Source organism: Ralstonia pickettii, from assembly GCF_000607165.1.
GTDB lineage: Bacteria > Pseudomonadota > Gammaproteobacteria > Burkholderiales > Burkholderiaceae > Ralstonia > Ralstonia holmesii.
Genome location: NZ_JFZG01000008.1, coordinates 294,815 through 313,813, shown reverse-complemented (window position 1 = coordinate 313,813; position 18,999 = coordinate 294,815). Strand labels below are relative to the sequence as shown.

At 64.0% G+C, this 18,999-nt stretch carries 16 protein-coding genes and 1 pseudogene; 5 read left to right on the top strand and 12 right to left on the bottom strand.

What is annotated here, in order from left to right:
• Positions 1–48: 48 nt before the first annotated feature.
• Together BG83_RS0112905 and BG83_RS0112900 are read right to left on the bottom strand one after the other, a co-directional pair.
• On the bottom strand, positions 49–666 hold the full coding sequence (locus BG83_RS0112905) for a type VI secretion system amidase effector protein Tae4 (RefSeq protein ID WP_024977121.1): 618 nt from the start codon (positions 664–666) through the stop codon (positions 49–51).
• Positions 663–1,238: a PAAR domain-containing protein gene (locus BG83_RS0112900; RefSeq protein ID WP_024977120.1), complete on the bottom strand. Its 576-nt coding sequence runs from the start codon at positions 1,236–1,238 to the stop codon at positions 663–665. Before BG83_RS0112900 ends, BG83_RS0112905 begins: the two co-directional genes overlap by 4 nt.
• Before the next feature lie 467 nt (positions 1,239–1,705).
• Here BG83_RS0112900 and BG83_RS0112895 point away from each other — a divergent pair, with 467 nt between their 5' ends.
• Complete coding sequence (locus BG83_RS0112895) at positions 1,706–1,990, top strand: hypothetical protein (protein ID WP_024977119.1); 285 nt, start codon at positions 1,706–1,708, stop codon at positions 1,988–1,990.
• Between the two features lie 117 nt (positions 1,991–2,107).
• The gene (locus BG83_RS0112890) at positions 2,108–2,764 is read left to right on the top strand and encodes a VOC family protein (protein WP_024977118.1); all 657 of its coding nucleotides are present in this window, start codon (positions 2,108–2,110) and stop codon (positions 2,762–2,764) included.
• Between the two features lie 14 nt (positions 2,765–2,778).
• On the opposite strand, the gene BG83_RS0112885 is transcribed toward BG83_RS0112890, so the two are convergent.
• Complete coding sequence (locus BG83_RS0112885; RefSeq protein WP_024977117.1) at positions 2,779–3,663, bottom strand: LysR family transcriptional regulator; 885 nt, start codon at positions 3,661–3,663, stop codon at positions 2,779–2,781.
• Positions 3,664–3,767: 104 nt separating this feature from the next.
• Between BG83_RS0112885 and BG83_RS0112880 the strand changes: the two genes are divergently transcribed.
• Complete coding sequence (locus BG83_RS0112880) at positions 3,768–4,376, top strand: LysE family translocator (RefSeq protein ID WP_024977116.1); 609 nt, start codon at positions 3,768–3,770, stop codon at positions 4,374–4,376.
• 15 nt (positions 4,377–4,391) lie between these two features.
• On the opposite strand, the pseudogene BG83_RS29835 reads toward BG83_RS0112880, so the two are convergent.
• Positions 4,392–4,697: pseudogene (locus tag BG83_RS29835) on the bottom strand (aldehyde dehydrogenase family protein); the annotation flags it as partial.
• Between the two features lie 229 nt (positions 4,698–4,926).
• Between BG83_RS29835 and BG83_RS0112870 the strand changes: the two are divergent.
• On the top strand, positions 4,927–6,657 hold the full coding sequence (locus tag BG83_RS0112870) for a GMC family oxidoreductase (RefSeq protein ID WP_024977114.1): 1,731 nt from the start codon (positions 4,927–4,929) through the stop codon (positions 6,655–6,657).
• A gap of 305 nt (positions 6,658–6,962) precedes the next feature.
• Here BG83_RS0112870 and BG83_RS0112865 read toward each other — a convergent pair whose 3' ends face one another.
• From BG83_RS0112865 to BG83_RS0112830, 8 genes are all read right to left on the bottom strand, one after another.
• On the bottom strand, positions 6,963–7,871 hold the full coding sequence (locus BG83_RS0112865; protein ID WP_024977113.1) for an amino acid ABC transporter substrate-binding protein: 909 nt from the start codon (positions 7,869–7,871) through the stop codon (positions 6,963–6,965).
• Between the two features lie 257 nt (positions 7,872–8,128).
• A complete protein-coding gene (locus BG83_RS0112860) occupies positions 8,129–9,016 on the bottom strand; it encodes an amino acid ABC transporter substrate-binding protein (RefSeq protein ID WP_024977112.1) in 888 nt (295 codons plus the stop codon).
• 124 nt (positions 9,017–9,140) lie between these two features.
• Complete coding sequence (locus tag BG83_RS0112855; protein WP_024977111.1) at positions 9,141–10,802, bottom strand: acyl-CoA dehydrogenase family protein; 1,662 nt, start codon at positions 10,800–10,802, stop codon at positions 9,141–9,143.
• An 80-nt stretch (positions 10,803–10,882) separates the two neighbouring features.
• Entirely contained in the window at positions 10,883–11,392 is a 510-nt protein-coding gene (locus BG83_RS0112850; protein WP_024977110.1) for a GNAT family N-acetyltransferase, read from the bottom strand.
• An 8-nt stretch (positions 11,393–11,400) separates the two neighbouring features.
• The gene (locus BG83_RS0112845) at positions 11,401–11,700 is read right to left on the bottom strand and encodes a DUF6916 family protein (protein WP_024977109.1); all 300 of its coding nucleotides are present in this window, start codon (positions 11,698–11,700) and stop codon (positions 11,401–11,403) included.
• An 89-nt stretch (positions 11,701–11,789) separates the two neighbouring features.
• Entirely contained in the window at positions 11,790–12,308 is a 519-nt protein-coding gene (locus tag BG83_RS0112840) for a phage tail protein (RefSeq protein ID WP_024977108.1), read from the bottom strand.
• Between the two features lie 18 nt (positions 12,309–12,326).
• Positions 12,327–12,863, bottom strand: coding sequence for a phage tail protein (locus BG83_RS0112835; RefSeq protein ID WP_024977107.1), 537 nt, complete (start codon positions 12,861–12,863; stop codon positions 12,327–12,329).
• Positions 12,864–12,873: 10 nt separating this feature from the next.
• Complete coding sequence (locus tag BG83_RS0112830) at positions 12,874–13,422, bottom strand: phage tail protein (RefSeq protein ID WP_024977106.1); 549 nt, start codon at positions 13,420–13,422, stop codon at positions 12,874–12,876.
• 502 nt (positions 13,423–13,924) lie between these two features.
• Here BG83_RS0112830 and BG83_RS0112825 point away from each other — a divergent pair.
• Complete coding sequence (locus BG83_RS0112825; RefSeq protein WP_024977105.1) at positions 13,925–18,955, top strand: putative Ig domain-containing protein; 5,031 nt, start codon at positions 13,925–13,927, stop codon at positions 18,953–18,955.
• Positions 18,956–18,999 lie beyond the last annotated feature (44 nt).

Genomic DNA, 18,999 nt, shown 5'->3' with positions numbered 1-18,999 from the left:
CAATTGCGGCCCCAAAAAAAGAACCAAGTACTGCAGTTATGAGAGCCTTCACTTGATCTCCCAGAAGAGAATTTTCTTGGAGTTCCGCAAGTCCGAATACCAAAGACTATTGAAGCCAAGCCTGAATCGAAAAAAGGACGTCGAGGAAGGCGTCAACGTGTCTTTATTCCAGAGATCGATGTGACCACCACTAGCGCGATCCGATGATTCGCCATCGCGAGTCCAATATTCCCCGAAGAAGATGATGCCGGTACGTCCCTTCACCTTCATCTCCCAGTCCTTGCTCGTCACGTCCTGCGGTCTTTTAGGCAAGCCACAGAACGGTTGCAGATTCAGCCATATGGCCATTTCATCAGCCCGCGTTGCCGTGGCTTTTCCTTTTAGCAAGATACGCCCGATGGTGTCTTTGCCGGGTGGGGGTTTTATCACCTTCTCTGAGAACGATTTCATCTCTATACCAATGCGATGCAAGGTTGCGCTCATGCGGATTGCGCACTGATTTTTGTAGGCTCCAGTGGGGTCAGCATAGGGATCGCCCGTGACGTAGTTGTCCCATAAGTCCGCAAACGTCACCGCCGGCGCGTCTATTCGGCACACTGAGCCCCGCGTTGTATTGGTCCGAACCTGCGCCTTTTGTTTGAGCGGTTTGCGTTGCGCTGCCGTCATGCCGATTCCCCCGCTTGCATTGCCAGTGCCTCGTCGCCCCAGAGCACTGTGTATGGCTCGTCACCTTGCGTATCAATTCGCGGCAGCAATCCATTTGCGGGTACGCACCCAGAAAAAGCGCGGCCGTCTGCGGTTTCGATGTAGTACGGGATGCCCTCAACGCCGGGGGACACGAGATGCGTCTGTTCGTCGTACGAAGAACAGGCATTGAAGTGCCTTGTAGCCGACAGCGCAGTACGCAAAGGGTTGCTGCTTTCACCGAATCCCAGTGCAGCAAGCTCATGGTGCTCAAAACTCTGGAAGCTGTCGTTTTGAGACGCAATCATGATGGGTGGGGGCTGGCACTTGCAGATGCAGATATCCCCTTCAAGTGCCTGCTCTTTCTCCATCATGAAATCGGGCCATCGCGGCCCTTGTGCAGCGATCAAGCCAACGGTCTTGCATGCGTAGCAATAGACCTTGGCCCCAATGAATGTCAGCGCGGTACCGTTGTGCGTGCAGGTTTCCTCGCCTTCAAGCACTTCAGCTCCGGCGGTTGATCCATCGCCCTTCTTCAGAAAGTTGCGCCTCAAGTCAGCCTCCTCGTGGGTGTTAGTCCTCAAGGATTCTCTTGGCCGAACGAAGCGCCATGCGGGATTTGGCGAAATATTACGAATAGGATGGATGTATCCGATCGCTATAATCCCCACCGTCACCGCACCAACGGTGACCGGGTTTCGCAGCCCATTTCCTCCCTTTTTTCCCAGACGGACAGCCGCCTCCGCGCGGCGTTTTCATGTCCGGTGCTTGTGCACGCCTATGCTTTTCATGGCGGGCCGGGCAGGGAGACCTTCGGGTCTGCCGGCAATGCTGGGATAGGAGGCCGGTCTGCGAACCCTGTTGTCAGGCCCGCCACCCTCGTTTCGCAGCGAGCGGCGAGCCTCCCTCGACCTATCCCCGGAGGCCACATGGCTACCGCATCCGGCGGGCATCGCCCCGCGTCTTACCCCTCTCCTCCCCCTTGGCGCTGCGTGCACCCCACGCAACCGGGAGGTGCCGCATGTCTCTGACCCAAAACCGCATCTACCTTGACGGTGCGGTCTCGGCACGCGCGTTTCTGTGCCGCACGCACAGCGTCATGCGCGACCCTGGGCATTGCCGGCCCGGCAGGCTGCGCGAGCAGCTCACGTACTTTTCGGAACACGCGTATCCACCGGCATTCGTGAAAGGCTTTATCGATGCCATCGACGTGTATCTGTCGATGTCGCTCGGGGGAAGCGACGTGGATCCGCACACGTGGGAGGTGTTGGCCGCCATTGAGCGCCGGCGGGTTTCCGCCGCATAAGAACAGTTGGACCCATCCCCGAGACGGGCGGGGATGCCGGCACCACGCAGCAACGCCGTGGAATGCGCTGTGGCATGCTGGGCGCTCCGGTTTCAGACCGATATAGCGGGAGCCATTTTGAAGCTCGATCACATTGCGTTCGTCGCGCAATCCCTCGACCAGGCGCAGGCGTATGCGTCGCAGTTGTTTGGCGTCGCGCTGCCTGCAGGCGGCAAGCATCCCTTGATGGGCACGCACAACTTGGTCACACGCGTCGCGCCCGGCGTCTTTCTGGAGTTCATCGCCATCGACCCCGAGGCGCCGCCGCCCAACAGGACGCGCTGGTTTGCACTGGACCGCCTGATGCAGGAAGGCAAGCTGAAAGATGCGCCCCAACTGTTCGGCTGGGTTGCCAGCGTTCCCGATCTGGCGCGCAACGTTAAGGCTGCCCCGCAGCACGAATTGCTTGAGGTGTCCCGTGGCGATTTGCGGTGGCACTTCTTCCACCGCAAGGACGGTGAAGCGGAAGCGGGCGGTTGCTGGCCCGCACTCATCGACTGGGCCGGCGGCCAAAGCCCAGTCGACCGGATGCAGGATGTTGGGCTGCGCCTGAACCAATTCCAACTCGCACATCCGGAGATGGCGGCCATCCGCACAAAGCTTCAGGGGCTGGGTTGGGATGCTTCCGAACCGGAGAACCGATACGTCGAATTGACCGAGGCGGCGCGGCCGGCATTGACGCTTGTGCTCGATACGCCGAACGGGCGCGTGCAGATCGAAGGCGGCGGGCTGTAACCGCCGGCCACGGGTCAGGCGGCGCGCCGCTCCGCCACGCGCTGCCGCGTAGAGAAACCGTCGCGCACGCACTGGGCCAACGCCAGCGCCGCCGCGCTCGCACCTTGCGCGGGCAACAGCAGGCTGATCGCAAACATCGGCAGTTCAGGCAGGCCAGCTTCAGGCCCGAGGATGTCCAGGTCCGCCGGCACCGTCGGCGTCAGCCATGCCGTGACGGCCAGCCCGGTGCGCACCGTGGCGGTGGTCGCTTCAATGTTGCCGCTCTCGAACACCGTGCGCCATTCGATGCCGTGCTCGCCCAGGGCTTTCAGCACGCGGGCGCGGAAGGCGCAGCTCTCATCCACCATCGACAGGGGCAGCGGCCGTTTCGCATGCACGTTGCCGCCGCGCGGGCCAACCCACACCAGACGCTCCACGCACAGGCATTCGCCCGTGGCTTCATCCACCGGGGCTTCGACCACGGCGACGTCCAGCTCGCCGCGCGCAATGCCCTCCGCCAGCTCGGGCGAGGTGCCGCACACGATGGTCAACTCCACCGACGGCCACGCCTCGGTAAACGCCTTGAAGATCGGCGGGAAGACGGTGCCCACGAGGTCGTAAGGCACGCCCAGGCGCACCGGGCCCTGCAGCGGGCGGGCGGCCATGTCGGCCCAGATTTCGTCGTTGAGCGCGAGCAGGCGTTTGGCGCGGCCGAGGAAGCGTTCACCCGCGTGGGTGAGTTCCAGCCGCCGGCCGTCGCGCTCGAACAGGCGGCATTCGAAGGCGTCTTCGAGGCGCTTGATCTGTTGGCTGACGGCGCCCTGCGTGAGGTGCAGCGCGTTGGCGGCCACCGTCATGCTGGCGTTTTCCGCCACGGCAATGAAGGTGCGCACGAGGGTGATGTCGAGGTTCTTGGCCATCGCGGCATTCTAGATGCTAATGGACTGCATCAAAAACCTTCGATTTGCTAATGGTTTTGCGCGCTCTACAGTGGGCCATCCGTCACCACCCGAGAGTGCCGACTATGGCCGTCGAAGCGTTTTCCTCCATCGCGCCGCTGGTGTTGTTTGCCGTGGTGTCTACCGTGTCGCCGGGCGGGGCGACGACGCTGGCGACAGCCTCCGGGTCGCAATTCGGGTTTCGGCGCTCGATTCCGCTCATGGTGGGCATTGCCGTCGGGCTGGCTTCGTTGGCCGCGGGTGCGGCAGCGGGCTTGGCCGGGTTGCTGATGGCTGCGCCGGGGCTGCTGCTGGTGATGAAGGGGGCGGGTTCGGCCTATCTGCTGTGGCTGGCGTGGAAAGTGGCGCGCAGCGGTCCGCCCAATCTCAATGCCGCCGCCACGGTGCCGACCACGCTGTTTGGCGGCGCCTGCCTGCTGTGGCTGAACCCCAAGGGCTGGGCAATGGCGCTGGGCGCGGCGGCTTCATTTGCGATGCTGGCCAGCGGCCCGCTGCAGTTGGCGGCGCTGCTGGGCGCGACCTTTGGGTTGGCCGCGCTGGCGTCGCTGTCGCTGTGGTGCGCGGCCGGGATCGTGCTGGCGCGGCTGTTGAAGACGCCGCGCCAGTGGCGTGTGCTCAATGCGGTGCTGGGCATGCTGCTGGCCGTCTCGATCGTGCCGATGTGGCAGCCGTGATCGGGTGCCCGTCGATCAGCGCACCAAGAGCTTCATCATCGCCTCAAACGTCTTGCCGTACGGGGCACGGAACAGGCCCAGCCCGTTGATGGCCGATTGCCGGAACACCGGCTTCATCTTCGAGAACCGCTCGAACCCGTGGATGCCGTGGTACGCGCCCATGCCGCTGGCGCCCACGCCGCCAAAGGGTAGGTCGTCCTGCGCTACGTGCAGCAGCGTCTCGTTGATGCACACGCCGCCGGCAATCGTGCCGGCCATCACGCGGTCGACCGTGGCGCCGTTGCGCTCGAAGAGGTACAGCGCGAGGGGCCGTGGGCGCGCGCAACCGTGTGCCGGCCCTGAATTGCTGCAATGCAATATCCCGCTGTTGGCGTCAGCTAAAGGGTTTGGGTGCGGCCTCCCACCGCTTTGTTGCATGACATCGAACGATGCCTCTAATGCGGGTAAGCCCGGTCGTTTGAAACAACCCGGCACGCCTAGGATGTGAACTCGTGACCGGCAATAAGCCGGCGGCGTCGCTCGCCCATTAGAAAACCATCCGGAGACACCCATGGCCACCGAATCGCAGACATCCGCGCTCACTTTCGACTACGTCATCGTCGGCGCAGGCTCAGCCGGTTGCGCGCTTGCCAGCCGGCTGACCGAAGACCCCGACGTGACCGTCGCGCTGCTGGAGGCCGGGCCGCACGACCATCACCTCTCGGTATGGGTGCCAGCCGGATGCGCGGCGTCGCTGCCGTTCAAGAACAAACGCAACTATGGATTTCAGACCGTGCCGCAAGCGGGGCTGGGCGGGCGTCAGGGCTATCAGCCGCGCGGGCGGGGGCTGGGCGGCAGCTCGTCGCTCAACGCGATGATCTACATCCGTGGCACGCCCAGCGACTACAACCACTGGGCGGCACTTGGCTGCACCGGCTGGAGTTGGAGCGATGTGCTGCCCTACTTCAAGCGCTCCGAAGGCAACGAACGCTTTGCTGGCCGCGATGACGACGCGCTGCACGGCGGCACCGGCCCGCTGCACGTAAGCGACCTGCGCACCGGCAACCCCATCGCACAACGCTTTGTCGATGCCGGCGTGGCAGCAGGCTACCGCCGCAACAACGATTTCAACGGTCCCGACCAGGAAGGCGTCGGCTCATACCAGGTCACGCAATACAACGGCGAGCGCTGGAACGCCGCGCGCGCCTATCTGCATGGCGGGGACAAGGCAGACGCCACCTTCAGCCGCAACCGCCGCCAACTCACGGTGATGCCCGACACACAGGCGCTGCGCATCGTCTTCGAGGGCAAGCGCGCGGCAGGCGTGACGGTGGAGCGCGGCGGGCGCACTGAAACGCTGCGCGCACGTCGCGAGGTGATCGTCTCATCAGGGGCGTTCGGGTCGCCGCAGTTGCTGATGGCCTCGGGCGTGGGCCCGGCGGAGCATCTGCGCTCGCTCGGCATTCCCGTCGTGCACGACCTGCCCGGCGTCGGTCAGAACCTGCAGGACCACCTCGACATCATCCTGCACAAGAAAGTCTTCAACCTGGATTTGATCGGCTATTCCGCGCGCGGCAGCGCCCACATGCTGGGCCAGATACTGCGCTACCGGCGCGAGCGTCGCGGCATGCTGACGACCAACTTTGCCGAAGCCGGCGGCTTCATCAAGAGCCGGCCCGATCTGGCCGATCCCGATCTGCAACTGCACTTCGTGGTGGCCATGGCCGACAACCATAACCGCACGTTCAACTACGGCCACGGCTATTCATGCCACGTGTGCGTGCTGCGCCCAAAGAGCCGTGGTGAAGTGCGCCTGGCCACCGCCGACACGCGTGAGGCACCGCTGATCGATCCGCGTTTCCTATCCGACCCGGACGACATGAACGGCATGCTTGCCGGCTTCCGCGCCGTGAAGAGCATCTTCGCGCAACGGCCGCTGGCCGATCTAGGCGGGCGTGAGTTGTATTCCGGGAACATCCGCGGCGATGGCTCCGACGACGAAGCCGTGCGTGCGCTGATCCGCCAGCACGCCGACACCATCTACCACCCCGTCGGCACCTGCAAGATGGGCAGTGCGGACGACGCCATGGCCGTGGTCGACCCGGAACTGCGCGTGCGCGGCCTCACGGGCCTGCGCGTGATCGACGGCTCGGTCATGCCCACGCTGATCGGCGGCAACACCAACGCCCCCATCATCATGATCGCCGAGCGCGCTGCCGACCTCATGCGCCAAGGCGGACGCCCGACGCTGAATGTGGTGAGCAGCATCCCGGCGCAAGCAGCACCGGCCGAGGTGCACTAAAAACGACCAGGGCGATGAACCGCAGCGTCGCCCTCCGCACACCGACGGTGTGGCCGTTGGAGCCCTAGATGGCGCCTTGAATTTCTGTTGCAGAGAGGAAAAGGAAGGAGGCCTGTTTGAGCGAAGCGAGTTTGCCTCCTTCCCCGCACGGTCATGGAAATTCAAGGAGAAGTCGCCATCTCGGGCGCGCCTTTCTTTGCATACTTTCTTTGGCAAGACAAAGAAAGTGAGTCAGCCCCGGCAGGGGATGAAACCAGGGATGGACCACAAACACCCACCCCGGGGGGACAAAACAGCCGCCAGCATTAGTTGCCAGCACTATCCGTAGGCGTATTAAACGAATCCCGCAGCAAATAACTCATCGGCACCTCCAGATTCACCCCATTCGGCGGAATCGGCTGCTGAAACCACTTCTTGTAGAGCTTCGGCACCTCGCCATCGACAATCAGCCGCGTCATCGACTGGTCGATCAGCTTCTTGAACTCCGGGTCCTGCTTGCTCAGCATGATCGCGTACGACGACACAAGCTGCGTCTTGCCCGTCAGGCGGTAGTCAGCCGGGTTCTTCGCGGTGGCGCGCATGCCCGAGAGCAGGATGTCGTCACCGGCAAATGCATTGGCGCGGCCATCGGCCAGCATGGCGAAGGCGCTGCGCAGGTCGTTGGCGTCCACCACGTGCATCGTCATGCCCGTCTCGTTGAGCTTGCGTGCGAGGTCGGCATTGGTCGATCCGCGCGCGGCCACCACCGTCTTGCCGTTCAGATCTTCCCATTGCTGGATCGGCGAGCCAGCCTTTACCAGCATGCGGCCCTTGGTGATGTAGTGCGGAATGGTGAAGGCGACCTTCTCACGGCGCTCGCGCGAGTTGTTGGTCGAGCCGCATTCCAGGTCGGCCTTGCCCGAAGCGACCACGTCCATACGCGTGGCGGCGGTCACCGGCACGTATTGCACCTTCAGGTCCGGGCGCTTGAGCGAGGTCTTGATCGTATCGATCAGGCGCGAGCAGATATCGATCGTGTAGCCGACAGGCTTGGTGCCATCGAGGTACGAAAACGGAATCGAGTCTTCCCGATACGCCACGTGCACCGTGCCCGAATCGCGGATGCGATCGAGCGTCGGGGTGGCGGCAACGGCGTTGGACGGGAAGACAGCGGTGGAAACAGCAGCAGGAATGGCAAGCGCGGCCAGCAGCCACGTGCGCGCAGCGAACGGCATCGTCAAAGGTCCTAGGAGAGGTTCGGGCTTCTAGTGGCCAGCCGACCGCATCGGGGCCCTATCGACGCGGCCGTGCGCGCAATCGATTGCCGGGCGATATCCGCCCGGCTGCGCAGCATTGGCTGGGGCGCGCCGTCACTCCCCCCGGGAATGCCAAAACGTGAAGCAATGTCACGCGCCGCCATGGGCGCGCATTATGCGCTGAATGCGGGTATACCCTCAAGCACCTTCTCGGTGCATGGTTGATAAGCGTTGCGCTAGTCCGCCACCTTGTCGGTGGGGAACTTGAACGAGTCGCGCAGCAGGAAGCTCATCGGGATCTCCAGCTTCACGCCATTTGGCGGAATGGGCTGCTGGAACCACTTCTTGTAGAGCTTTTCCGCCTCGCCATCGAGGATCGTGCGTGACATCGCCAGGTCGATCACCTTCTTGAACTCGGCGTCGTCCTTGCCGAGCATGATCGCGTACGGCGCCACAGCCAGGTTGCTGCCGACGACCGCGTAGTCCGCCGGGTTGGGCGACGTCGCCCGGAAGCCATAGAGCAGCACATCGTCCATCGCAAACGCATCGGCCTTGCCGGCCGCCACCATGCCGAAGGCTTCAGCGTGGTCGCGGGCCTCCACCACGTTGACCTTGAGCACGCGCGCGTCGGCCATCGCGCGGATCTGCCCGCCGTTCGTGCTGCCGCGCGTGGAGACCACCGTTTTGTTGTTGAGATCTTCCCAGCGGTGGATGCCCGAACTGGTCTTCACCAGCATGCGGCTGCTGGCAATGTAATGCGGGATAGTGAACGCTACCTTCTCGCGGCGCTCGCGCGTGTTGTTGGTCGAACCGCATTCGAGGTCTGCGCGGCCCTCGGTGATGGCGGCGATGCGCGTGGCTGGCGTCACGGGCACGTACTGCACCTTCAGGTCCGGCCGCTTGACCGCCACCTTGATCGCGTCGACCAGCCGCGCGCAGAGGTCGATCGAATACCCCACCGGCTTGCCGCCATCGACATAGGAGAACGGTACGGAGTTCTCGCGATACGCCAGCCGGACGGCGCCGGTATCGCGGATGCGGTCAAGCACGGGGGATGCAGCCAACGCCTGGAAAGCGCACAACGCCAGGCCGGCCGCGAGCAATGCGCGGGTCGGGTGCGGCACGGAATGTCTCCTGTCTGGTTATTTTTCTGGTGCCGGCGCGCTCGCGCGGCTCCCCTACCCTAGGCGATGTGGTCTTTCATCCCGCTTTCACGCCGGCCTTCCCGCGTTTCTCTTCACAGAATCTTCATACGGGCCACGCGCGTTGCAGCACCGCACCCAGCTCCTGCGCATGTCCGTCGAGCGTGCCGAACACGCGGCCATGCTGATGATGGAAGCGGCTGGCGATGAAGCGCTCGGCGTCGTCGGGGTGGGCATGGGCCAGCATCAGGGCGGCCTGTGCGGTGAGCGCCAGCCCCTGCGCGATGCGGCGGGCAGACGTCTCCTGAATGTCGCCGGGCTGGTGCAGCATCGCCTGCAGCGCCGCCAGCTCTGCGCGCACGGCACGGTGGCCCTGCGCGCGCTCGCCAATGTCGTGCATCAGGCGCAGTGCGTCGTCCGGCGTGCGGGCGATGGCGCGCAGCACGTCCAGGCACATCACGTTGCCCGAGCCCTCCCAGATGGAGTTGACCGGCGCTTCACGGTACAGGCGCGCCATCGGGCCTTCTTCCACATAGCCGTTGCCGCCCCAGACTTCCATCGCCTCGCCGGTGGCCTCAATGGCGCGCTTGCAGACCCAGAACTTGGCGGCGGGCGTGACGATGCGCTTCCATGCCGCGGCCAGCGGATCGACGTCTGCGCGCTCGAACGCGCTGCCCAGTTCCATCATCAGCAAGGTCGCGGCTTGCGATTCGAGCGCGAGGTCGGCCAGCACGTTGCGCATGAGCGGTTGATCAGCCAGCAGGCGGCCGAAGGCCATGCGATGCCGTGCGTGGTGCAGCGCCTGCATCAGCGCGTGGCGCAGGATGGCCGCGCTGCCGATCACGCAATCCAGCCGCGTATGCGTGGCCATCTCGATGATGGTCGGAATGCCGCGCCCTTCCTCGCCAATGAGGATGCCCTCTGCGCCGCGGAACTCCACTTCGCAGCTGGCGTTGGAACGGTTGCCGAGCTTGTCTTTCAGGCGCTGGATCTGGATTGGGTTCTTGCTGCCATCGTCGCGAAAGCGCGGCACGAAGAAGCACGACAGCGGTCCGTCTTCCGCGCCCATGCGCGCGACCACCAGGTGTGCATCGCACATCGGCGCAGAGAAGAACCACTTGTGCCCCGTGATCGCGTATGTGGCGCCACGGCCCTCGCCGCGCAGGGGCGTTGCCACCGTGGTGTTGCTGCGCACATCGGAGCCGCCCTGCTTTTCGGTCATCCCCATGCCGACGAGGATGGCGGTCTTCTGGCGCCACGGCAGATCGCGTGCATCGTGTTCGCGGGCGTAGAGGCGGGGGCCCAGTTCGGCAAACAGCGCGGTCTCTTTCTGCAGCACGGGAATGCTCGCGAACGTCATCGTCGCCGGGCACAGCGTGCCGGATTCGATCTGCGCCTGCATGTAATAGCCCGCCGTGCGGGCGGCCCATGCGCCCGCGCGCGGCTCGGCAAAGGGCAACGCCTGCAGCCCCTGGCTGCGCATCAAACCGAGCAGCGCATGCCAGGCGGGGTCGAAGCGGATGGCGTCGATGCGCTCGCCGGTGCGGCTGTGGGTGTGGAGTTCGGGGTGGTATGTGTTGGCCTCGGCAGCCCACCGCAGCGTCTCGGGGGCGCCGAGCTGATCACCGAAGGCTTGCAGCGCGCTGGCGTTCCAGCCGCCGCCCAGGCGTTCGAGTGCGCTTTGCAACGTGGTGTCGGACGTCAAGGGGTTGAAGCCGGTCAGGTCCGAGACCTGGTTGAAGACGCGGTGGGTGGCCTCGGTGGGCATTGGGAGTCTCCTGGCGTGGTGCTTTTGGTTGTGTGGGCCATGGTAGACCACTGGTGCTGGGGGTGGGTGGAGGGTGATTTCTATACGGTTGCCGCTTGCCTGGCGGCGCCATCCCACTCGAGAAACAGATACACGCCCTTGTCCTCCACCAGCCGAAACCCCATTCGCTGATACAAACGCTGAGCGGGGTTGAAGCGCTCCACATGAATCTGCACGCGTTTTCCTGAAGCGCAGGCCTGCGCAAACACAGCAGAAATCACCGCGCTGCCGATGCCCGAACCGCACTGCTCCGGCACCAGCGAGATATCGATGATCAGCAGGGCTTCCCGGCGGTGCTGCAGATAGATCCGCCCGGCGGGTATGCCGTCCTGCTCGATCACGAAGAACTCCGCGTCGGGATAGGCAAAGTACGCCCGTTGCTGCGCATCGAACTGCATCCGGACGAACTGCGCTTTCTGTTCATCGGTCCAGCCGGTCGCCTGAAGTTCGGCCTCGCGGGTGGTGCCGTAGAGGTGCAGGAGGAAGGGCTGGTCTGCGTCGGTCAGGGGGCGCAGCGTGGTGCCGGGCCGGTCAATGCGGAAGACGGGCATGCGGTGCCTCAGCTGAGGTTGAAGCAGGCTTGGTACCGGAAGCCGTCGGCACTGCGTTCGACCGGTACCAGAAAGATCGCCTGTTCGGGCAGCGTGTCGTGCTGCAGGAAGTACGTGCCCTGCCGCAGCGTGAACGAGGCATCGCCTGTAAAGAACAGCGAGAACGCCTGCTGGCCCGGGCGTGCCGCGGGTGTGGTCACTTCGTTCAGTCGCAGAGTGAACTGCGGATTGGGGATCTGGCCAGGCTCCTGGAGCACAGAGAAGGCGGTGCCGACATGCGGCTGGAACAGTTCGGCGGAAAGGGTCATGGGGGCAACGAAAAGACGGATGCGGAAATCGAGGAGCCGAAAGGCGGACCGGTGCGACATGCGCGACCGGTCCGCCACGAGGGCTCGGCTTACGGACGCGTCGGCCAAGCACCCTGCAGGGCGATGCAGTAGTTCATCACCAGGTATGGCTGCATGTTTTCGTGCGGCTGACTGCCGCCGGCTATGCCGACCGCCTGCGGGGACAGGGTCGTGAGGGCCGGGGACGAATCCGTCGCGATGAACGCCTGGTTGAATGTCACCTGGAAGCGCGACGGCAGACGGCCTGCTGCAGTTTGTGAAGCTGCACGGCTGTTGTCACCGTATGCGGTGTGGGTGTGAGCGGGCATCTCCGCGCTCAACAGCGTGACCGTCGACGAGCCTTGCAACTCGTTCGGCACGCCGTTCTGCTCCGTGCCCATTACTGCGCGCCCCCGCAGGTCGGGCAAGCCGAACGTGCTGGTGCCGTTGCCGCCATACATGGTGCCCAGGATCGAGAACAGCGGGGTGTTCTGTGAGATCGGCATGATCGCGCCGTCGCAGGCTGCCCAATCCACCGGGGCAAAGTTGAAGCCGAAGACCCGGATCTCTCCGAGGAATTGATCAGACATGGGGTTCCCTTTTTCGACTCAGCCTTGCGACGGGTAGATGCCCGCGGTGGCAATGATGTAGTTGATGGAGGCCGTCGGCATTTGATTGGTATGTGGCTGATTGCCACCGGTCTGCCCGATCGTCTGGGGGGCCAGTGCGGCCTTGCCCGGCGGATTTGCCGTGCCGGCGTCGTAGAAGCCCTGTGCGTTCGGTACGGTCGCCAGCAGTGTGCTGGGGCCGGGCGTAATGGTGGTGGCCGCCGCACTGGTGCAGTTGATGGCGTGGTTGTGGCCCGGAATCTGATCAGTCGTCAACGTCACGCTGTCGACGCCGAACTGCTGACCGATCAGGCGGTTGGTGAGCCCTAGGCCCTGCCCTTGTCCCACGGGAAGCTTCCCTTGCAGGTCCGGCAAGCCGAAGTTGCTCTGGCCATCGCCACCGTAAGTGGTGCCAAGCAGGGTGAAAAGGGCCTCGTTCTCGGATATTCCAATGATCTGGCCCTGGCAAAGCAGCCAGCCCACCGGGGCATAGTTACCAGCGAACAGGCGGATTTCGCCAACGTATGGTTCTGCCATGAGTGATCTCCTAGCCGCGTGACGGGTACACGCCGGTCAGCGCGATGATGTAGTTCAGCGCCAGCGAAGGCTGCATGTTTTCGTGCGGTTGGTTGCCGCTGCTAGAGCCGCAGGCTTCGCTCGAAAGCGGCGTCAACGTGTCCGGAGCGCCATAAAGCAGGGTGCCCGCGCTTGGGGGCCCCGGATTCGTCGCGTTGTAAATGTTGCTGGTGGCTAGAAGATGGTTCTGCGTGATGCCTGTGTTCGGCAATGTGGCAGGCGTCGTCGATGCGGTGAACGCGTGGCTGTGCGCCGGCAGTTGCGGGGTCGACAGCGTGACGGTCTCGGCGCCACCTACCTCGCCCTGCACGTAGTCCTGGAGGTCGCGGTGCAGCGGCGTGCGGCCGCGCAGGTCCGGCAACGCGAAGTTGGTCGTGCCATTGCCGCCATACTGGGTGCCCAGCAGCGAAAACAGCGCGGTGTTCGTCTGGATGGGCAGCAGTGCGCCATTGCACAAGGCCCATCCTTTTGGTGGAAAAGGAAATCCACAGAGGCGAATCTCGCCCAGGTATTGATCCACGACCCCTCCTCGTAATGTGGCATCGCCACGATCTTGAATTCTTCGCTTCGAAGCAGAAAATCTTCTATTAATGGTTTCTGCGTCTCAATTTGATTGCCAGTCTGGTCATGGCGTATCACAAAACATAATGGACGGGATTTTCGCGTTGTCCGTATGAAAATCCAGTGTCAAGGCAGCAGAGCGTGCCAAAAGCGACACATCATGCCAATTCATCCGAAAGTTGGTATTGACGACACGGGACACCTTTCATAGCATCGCGTCGGGATCATTGCGCCTGCTCATTTTAAAAGAAAAAAAGGGGCATTGATCTGTCGGGGGGTATTTGTGAGGGTTAACGCTTAATCATTGCATGGTTAGACGCTATGCAATGGATTGTAAGTGTTCAAATCTGCGCGCTATTTCCCCTCATTACCGGGGAGTGCCTGATCGGGATCGGGCACTGAATTTCCCATGACGCCACAAAGAGAAAAGCCCGCGACAGAGCGGGCAGAGCGAGGGAGAAATGCGCGTGCTGAAACAAAGCAGCCCGTATGGCCGGCGTGGGGTCGCCGGATGGTCAATGTTCAGGTGCCTGAAGGCGCAGGGGCGGGAATGGATGCGCCGGGGCCAGCTGGCTTTTCTGGCGATCGGGTTGATGTTGTTATCGCAGGGCGCGCTTGCAAACATCTCGTGCTCCGTCTCGTTTTCGATGCAGCAGAACACGACGAAAACCTACACGCTGACGTCCAGTGAAAATACGGCATGTGACCCGCTCAACGCGGGGTTGGCGTTCGACACCATCGGGGACCAGAACTTCAACTCCACCTCGGGTGCCGTTACTACGCCGACCACGCAAGGCGGCACGTTCTATATCTTCGCGAACGTTCCCGGCGGCGGCGGTGCCGCCAACGGTTTTGTCTACACGCCACCAAGCCCCTCTTTCAGCGGCACTGATACGGCGACGTTCTTCATCACGGATAACGGTGGGGCTTGGACTGCGACAGGTTTCTTGACGATTACCGTCATCCCGACCTCGCCCACGGTAACCAGCATTTCCCCCACCGCAGGCACAACAGCCGGCGGCACCTCCGTCACCATTACCGGCACCAATTTCACCGGCGCTACGGCCGTCAAATTTGGTGCAACCAACGCAACCGGCTTCACTGTTGATAGCGCCACGCAGATCACGGCCACCTCGCCGGCAGGGGCGGCTGGCATTGTTGACGTCACCGTGACCAACACTGGCGGAACCAGCACCACCGGCGCCGCCGACCGATACACCTTTGTGGCGCCTCCCGTTGCGAACGCGGTCAGCACCACCGTTACGCACGGCAGTACAAGCAACCCCGTCACGCTGAACATTACCGGCGGCGCGCCGACCGGCGTGGCCGTTGCAACGCAGGCAGCGCACGGCACAGCCACCGCGTCGGGCACGTCGATCACCTACACGCCCAGCGCGTCCTACTCAGGCTCGGACTCATTCACGTACACGGCGACCAACGCGGGTGGCACGTCCGCGCCGGCCACCGTGACTGTCACCGTGTCGAATCCGACCGTCACGTATGGGCCCTCCTCGCCTGCAGCCGGCACGGTGGGTACGGCTTATAGCCAAACACTGGCTTCCGCCAGCGGCGGTACGGCGCCCTATACCTACACGATCGCGTCGGGCGCGCTGCCCACCGGCATCTCGCTGGCCAGCGACGGCACGCTGTCGGGCACGCCCACGGCGGGCGGTACGTTCAACTTCACCGTCACGGCCACCGACAGCAGCACAGGCACCGGTCCGTTTACCGCGACCAGCGGCACGCTCACGCTGACCGTCGCCGCACCGACGATTACGCTTTCGCCGTCCGCGCTGACCAATGCCACCGTTGCGACGGCATATAGCCAGACGATAACGGCCAGCGGCGGTACGGCGGCCTACACCTACGCCATCACTTCCGGAGCATTGCCGACTGGCCTCACGCTCAGTTCTGGCGGCGTGCTGTCGGGGACGCCCACGGCGGGCGGCACGTTCAACTTCACCGTGACCACCACCGACAGCAGTACCGGCAGCGGCCCGTATACCGGCAGCCGTGCCTATTCGCTGCTCGTCAATGCGCCCACGTTGGCGATCACACCGGCATCGGGCAGTCTCAGCGCTTCGGCCGGCGTGGCCTACAGCCAGACCTTCACAGGCAGTGGCGGCCTGGCGCCATACACGTATAGCCTTGCCGTCAATAGCGGCACGATGCCGACCGGTCTCTCGTTCAACACCGGCACCGGCGTGTTGTCCGGTACGCCCACCACCACGGGCGTGGTCAATTTCACGGTGACTGCCACTGATCACGCAACGGGCACGGGGCCGTACAGCACGTCTGGCACCTACACGCTGACCACCTCGGCACCCACCATTACTGTGTCGCCCACCACACTGAGTGCGGCAACTGTCGGCGCCGCCTACAGCCAGACTGCCACGGCCAGCGGGGGTGCCGCGCCTTATAGCTACGCGCTGACGGCCGGTGCCCTGCCAGCGGGCCTGAGCATGAACAGCAGCACCGGGGCGATCATTGGTACGCCCACGGCGGGCGGCACCTTCAACTTCACCGTCACGGCCACCGATGCCAACAGCTATACCGGCTCGCGTGCGTACAGCCTGACGGTCAACGCTGCCACCGTCACGGTGAGCCCGAGCACGTTGCCGGGCGCTACCGTCGCTACGGCTTACAGCCAGACCATCTTGGCCAGCGGCGGCACAGGTTCCTACACATATGCCGTCACGGCGGGTTCGCTGCCGGCGGGGCTGACGCTGTCCAGTAACGGCACGCTGTCGGGTACGTCCACGTCGGGCGGGGTGTTCAACTTCACCGTCACCGCGACTGACAGCAGTACCGGAACCGGCCCCTACACGGGTAGCCGTGCCTACTCGCTGACGATTGGGTCGCCCACCTTGACCATCACGCCGGCCTCGGGTTCTCTCAGCGGTGTGGCAGGCACGGCGTACAGCCGCAACTTCACGGCAAGTGGTGGTACGAACCCGTACACCTATGGCCTCGTAGTCAACAGCGGCACCATGCCCGCGGGCCTTACGTGGAACGGCGCCACTGGCACGCTGGCAGGGACCCCAACAACGGCCGGCACGGTCAGCTTTACCGTCACCGCTACCGACAGTTCGACGGGGACGGGCGCTCCGTTTGCGGTAGGCGGTGTCTATACGCTCACCATCGCCGCGCCTAGCGTGACGGTATCGCCGGCCACGCTGCCCAACCCGGCGATTGCATCGGCGTACAGCCAAACCATCACGGCAGCCAACGGCACCGCGCCGTACACCTATGCTGTGACGGCGGGCGCCTTGCCGGCTGGCCTGAGCCTGAGTACCACCGGCGTCCTGTCGGGTACGCCCACCGCAGGCGGAACGTTCAACTTCACCGTCACGGCGACGGATGCCAATAGCTTCACGGCCAGCCGTGCATACAGCGTCACCATCGGTGCGCCCACGGTAACAGTGAATCCGGCGGCCGCCACGTCGGCCCAGGTCACCACGGCCTACAGCCAGACCTTCAGCGCTACCGGCGGCACCGCGCCCTACACGTACGCCGTCACCACGGGTACGTTGCCTGCGGGCCTGAGTCTGAACGCCAGCACAGGCGTTCTGTCAGGCACGCCCACTACGCTGGGCAGCAGCACATTCACTGTGAGGGCAACTGACAGCAGTACCGGCACCGGCGCTCCGTACAGCGGTACACGCAGCTATACGATCACGGTGGGCCAGGTGATTGGCACCGCGCCGGCAATCACGGCCACCACCATGTCAACGGCACCGATTACGCTGCATGCAACGGCCAATGCAACGGGTGGTCCGTTCTCGTCCATCGCGATTGTCAGTCCGCCTGCCAGCGGCACTGCCGTCGTCAACGGTCTGGACATCGTCTACACGCCGACCCCGACCACCTCCGGCGCAGTCAATTTCACTTATGCGCTGATCAACACGGCCGGCACGTCGGCGCCGATTCCCGTGACGGTCAACGTGAACGCGGTGCCGATTGCCGTGGCGCAGAAACAGGCCACCACGTCGTCGGGCCAGGCGGTGAGTGTGGATTTGACCGAAGGCGCCACGGGTGGCCCCTTCACGGCGGCGACGCTGGTGTCGGTAGTGCCGGCCAACGCCGGCACGGCCACGATCGTGCAGAAGGCTGTGCAGACGCCGGCGGGCGTGAGGAGCCCGGCTGCGGCGGCATCGACCTATGTGCTGAACTTCACCCCGTCGGGCACCTACAGCGGCCAGGCCGTGCTGACGTACACGCTGTCCAATGCGTTTGCCACCTCGACGCCGGCAACGGTGCAGGTGAGCGTGGCGCCGCGCAAGGACCCCTCGGCCGACCCGGATGTGGCAGGTCTGATCAACGCGCAAGTGCAGGCCGCGCGTCGCTTTGCCACCACGCAGATCGACAACTACAACCGTCGCCTGGAAGCGCTGCATGGCACTGGCCGGGCACCGTCAGGCAATGGTTTGACTGTCGCCATGCCGGGCCAGCGCGTGGACATGCAAGCGCGTTGCCAGGATGTGGCCGGCATTGCCGCGCACGATGCCTGCATGCGCGGTGACGGTCAGGGCGTGCGGCCATTCGCGCGCGGCAAGCGCAACACCGATGCGACGAACGGCAACACCGATAAGTCGAACGCCGATGCGGGTCCCGATCTGCCCGGTGCTGATGCAGCCGGCGCGGGCCCGGACAACACCGATCCGAATCTCGCATTCTGGAGCGCCGGTACGCTGGACTTTGGTTTCGCCAACGCGGGCACGCAACGCTCCGGTTTCCGCTTCACCACAGGCGGCGTGACGGCCGGCGCGGATTACCGTGTGTCCGATCAGCTCTCGATCGGGGGCGGCTTCGGCTATGGGCGTGACTCCACCGACATCGGCAACGCGGGCACCAAGAGCACGGGCGACAGCTATAGCCTTGCGCTCTACGGCAGCTATCGCCCGCTGCCTTCGTTGTTCGTCGATGGTGTGGCCGGCTTTGGCACGCTCAGTTTCGACTCGCGCCGCTGGGTGACGGACTCCAACGACTTCGCCACCGGCAAGCGCAACGGCAAGCAAGTGTTCGCCTCCGTGTCGGCCGGCTACGAGCATCGCGATCGCACCTGGCTGATCTCGCCTTACGGGCGCCTGTCGGTCTCGCAATCGACGCTGGATCAGTTCACCGAATCGGGCGCCGGCATCAATGCGCTGACGTATTTCGACCAGACGGTGACAACGGTATCCGGCACGCTCGGCCTGCGTGCGGAATACACGCAGAAGACCAAGTGGGGCACGTTCCTGCCGTTCGCACGGGTGGAATACCAGCACGACTTCAACGGGCAGAGCAATGCAGGGTTGGCGTATGCCGATCTGGCATCGGCGGGCCCGGCTTACTACGTGCCGGGTACGCCGTTTGGGCGCGATCGCATGCAGATCGGGTTGGGAACGAAGTTCCGCACCGGGCCGCTCACGTTTGGGCTGGATTACAGCGTGATGGCGGGGATGGGCGGTTTGCAGCAGGGGATTCGATTGACGTTTGCTGCGCCGTTCTGAGTCAATAGGCGGTAAGCGCCCAACAAAAAGCCAGCCTTCGGGCT

Bases quoted from the DNA above. Each gene is read 5' to 3' on its own strand.
- BG83_RS0112905 (WP_024977121.1), bottom strand. From the start codon at position 666: ATGACGGCAGCGCAACGCAAACCGCTCAAACAAAAGGCGCAGGTTCGG.
- BG83_RS0112895 (WP_024977119.1), top strand. From the start codon at position 1,706: ATGTCTCTGACCCAAAACCGCATCTACCTTGACGGTGCGGTCTCGGCA.
- BG83_RS0112885 (WP_024977117.1), bottom strand. From the start codon at position 3,663: ATGGCCAAGAACCTCGACATCACCCTCGTGCGCACCTTCATTGCCGTG.
- BG83_RS0112880 (WP_024977116.1), top strand. From the start codon at position 3,768: ATGGCCGTCGAAGCGTTTTCCTCCATCGCGCCGCTGGTGTTGTTTGCC.
- BG83_RS0112870 (WP_024977114.1), top strand. From the start codon at position 4,927: ATGGCCACCGAATCGCAGACATCCGCGCTCACTTTCGACTACGTCATC.
- BG83_RS0112865 (WP_024977113.1), bottom strand. From the start codon at position 7,871: ATGCCGTTCGCTGCGCGCACGTGGCTGCTGGCCGCGCTTGCCATTCCT.
- BG83_RS0112855 (WP_024977111.1), bottom strand. From the start codon at position 10,802: ATGCCCACCGAGGCCACCCACCGCGTCTTCAACCAGGTCTCGGACCTG.
- BG83_RS0112850 (WP_024977110.1), bottom strand. From the start codon at position 11,392: ATGCCCGTCTTCCGCATTGACCGGCCCGGCACCACGCTGCGCCCCCTG.
- BG83_RS0112845 (WP_024977109.1), bottom strand. From the start codon at position 11,700: ATGACCCTTTCCGCCGAACTGTTCCAGCCGCATGTCGGCACCGCCTTC.
- BG83_RS0112840 (WP_024977108.1), bottom strand. From the start codon at position 12,308: ATGTCTGATCAATTCCTCGGAGAGATCCGGGTCTTCGGCTTCAACTTT.
- BG83_RS0112835 (WP_024977107.1), bottom strand. From the start codon at position 12,863: ATGGCAGAACCATACGTTGGCGAAATCCGCCTGTTCGCTGGTAACTAT.
- BG83_RS0112825 (WP_024977105.1), top strand. From the start codon at position 13,925: ATGCGCGTGCTGAAACAAAGCAGCCCGTATGGCCGGCGTGGGGTCGCC.